The sequence below is a fragment of the Streptomyces huiliensis genome (assembly GCF_020037025.1).
GTDB lineage: Bacteria > Actinomycetota > Actinomycetes > Streptomycetales > Streptomycetaceae > Streptomyces > Streptomyces huiliensis.
Window position 1 is genome coordinate 1 of record NZ_JAIQLH010000388.1, and the last position, 2,376, is coordinate 2,376.

The window sequence follows — 2,376 nt, forward strand, 5'->3', positions numbered from 1 at the left end:
GGCCCCCGACCCGGAGCCGACGCCCCCGCCGTCGCCGCCCGCGCCCACCACCGACTCGCCCGCGCCGCACCCGACGCCGCAGGCCGGGCCGGTCGCGTAGGCGTGCCGGCGCGGTTTCCCCGGGCGGTGTGGGGCGGGCCACAGGGGCGGCACGGGAGGCGGGGTTGCGCTCAGCGGTGTCGAGTGCGTATGGTGGTAGATCGTTTGATCCCATTTGCCCGGCGCCTGTCAGATGCGCGCCGTGTGGCGCGTTCCTTACCTTGCCGTGGCTGACCGCATCGAGGCGGTCATTTGTGAAGCCGACACGGAGCTTGGGCGCGTGCCGAAACTCCGGAAGGTTTCGCATTTCGCATGTCCATTTCCACTGACCAGACCGTCATGCCCGAGGCCGACGAGACGATCGTCGAGGCCCCCGAGGTCACCGAGACCGACGTCGTCGAGACCGACGTCGTCGTCGAGACCGAAGAGACCCCCGAGGTCGCCGAGGCCGCCGAGCCGACGATCACCTTCGCCGACCTGGGCCTGGACGACGCCATCGTCCGCAAGCTCGCCCAGAACGGCGTCACCACCCCGTTCCCGATCCAGGCGGCGACCATCCCGGACGCCCTGTCCGGCAAGGACATCCTGGGCCGCGGCCGCACCGGCTCCGGCAAGACCCTCTCGTTCGGCCTGCCGCTGCTCTCGATCCTCGCGGACGGCCACACCGAGAAGAAGCGTCCGCGCGGTCTGATCCTCACCCCGACCCGCGAGCTGGCGATGCAGGTCGCCGACGCCCTCCAGCCCTACGGCGACGTCCTCGGCCTCAAGATGAAGGTCGTCTGCGGCGGTACGTCCATGGGCAACCAGATCTACGCCCTGGAGCGCGGCGTCGACATCCTCGTCGCCACCCCGGGCCGCCTGCGCGACATCATCAACCGCGGTGCCGCCTCCCTCGACAAGGTCCAGGTCGCCGTCCTCGACGAGGCCGACCAGATGGCCGACATGGGCTTCCTGCCCGAGGTCACCGAGATCCTCGACCTGGTGCCGACCGGCGGCCAGCGCCTGCTGTTCTCCGCGACGCTGGAGAACGAGATCGACACCCTGGTCAAGCGCTACTTGGTCGACCCGGTCACGCACGAGGTGGACCCGTCCGCCGGTGCGGTCACCACGATGACGCACCACGTCCTCGTCGTGAAGCCGAAGGACAAGGCGCCGGTCACGGCCGCCATCGCCGCCCGCAAGGGCCGCACCATCATCTTCGTCCGCACCCAGATGGGCGCCGACCGCGTCGCCGAGCAGCTGCTCGACGCCGGTGTCCGCGCGGACGCGCTGCACGGCGGCATGACCCAGGGCGCCCGTACCCGCGTCCTGGAGGACTTCAAGGGCGGCCGTGTGAACGTCCTGGTCGCCACCGACGTGGCCGCCCGAGGCATCCACGTCGACGGCATCGACCTGGTCCTCAACGTGGACCCCGCCGGTGACCACAAGGACTACCTGCACCGCTCCGGCCGTACGGCCCGCGCCGGCCAGTCCGGCACGGTCGTTTCGCTGGCCCTGCCGCACCAGCGCCGCCAGATCTTCCGCCTGATGGAGGACGCGGGCGTGGACGCCTCGCGTCACATCGTCGGCGGCGCCGGCGCCTTCGACCCCGAGGTCGCCGAGATCACCGGCGCCCGCTCGCTCACCGAGGTGCAGGCCGACTCGGCCGCGAACGCCGCCAAGCAGGCGGAGCGCGACCTGGCCGACCTCAACCGCCAGCTGGAGCGCGCCCAGCGCCGCGCCACCGAGCTCCGCGAGGAGGCCGACCGCCTGGTGGCCCGCGCCGCCCGTGAGCGCGGCGAGGACCCCGAGGCCGCCGTGGCCGCCGCCGCCGAGGAGACCGCCGCCGAGGCCGCCCGGATCGCGGAGGAGGCCGCTGCCGCCGCCTCCGTGCCCGCGCAGGCCGAGCGCCGCGACGAGCGGGGCAACTTCGAGCGCCGTCCGTCGGGCGGTTTCCGTCGCGACGACCGTCGTGACGACCGGGGCGACCGTGGCGGCTTCCGCCGGGACGACCGTCGTGACGACCGCGGCGACCGTGGCGGGTTCCGTCGCGACGACCGCCGTGACGACCGTCCGTTCAACCGTGACCGTCGTGACGACCGCCCCTCGGGCGGCTTCCGCCGCGACGAGCGCCGCGACGACCGTCCGTTCAACCGTGACCGTCGCGACGAGCGTCCGTCGGGTGGCTTCCGCCGCGACGACCGTGACGAGCGCGGTGGCGACCGTGGCGGCTTCCGCCGCGACGAGCGCCGTGACGACCGCGGCGGCGACCGTGGCGGGTTCCGTCGCGACGACCGCCACTCCGGCGGCTTCCGCCGCGACGACCGGCCGTCCTCCGGCTTCCGCCGCGACGACCGC

At 73.4% G+C, this 2,376-nt stretch carries 1 protein-coding gene; it reads left to right on the forward strand.

Going from position 1 to position 2,376, the window contains the following annotated elements:
• Positions 1–351 precede the first annotated feature (351 nt).
• Positions 352–2,376: DEAD/DEAH box helicase (locus JNW98_RS33860; RefSeq protein WP_223772126.1), on the forward strand; the 2,025-nt coding region annotated here is incomplete at its 3' end.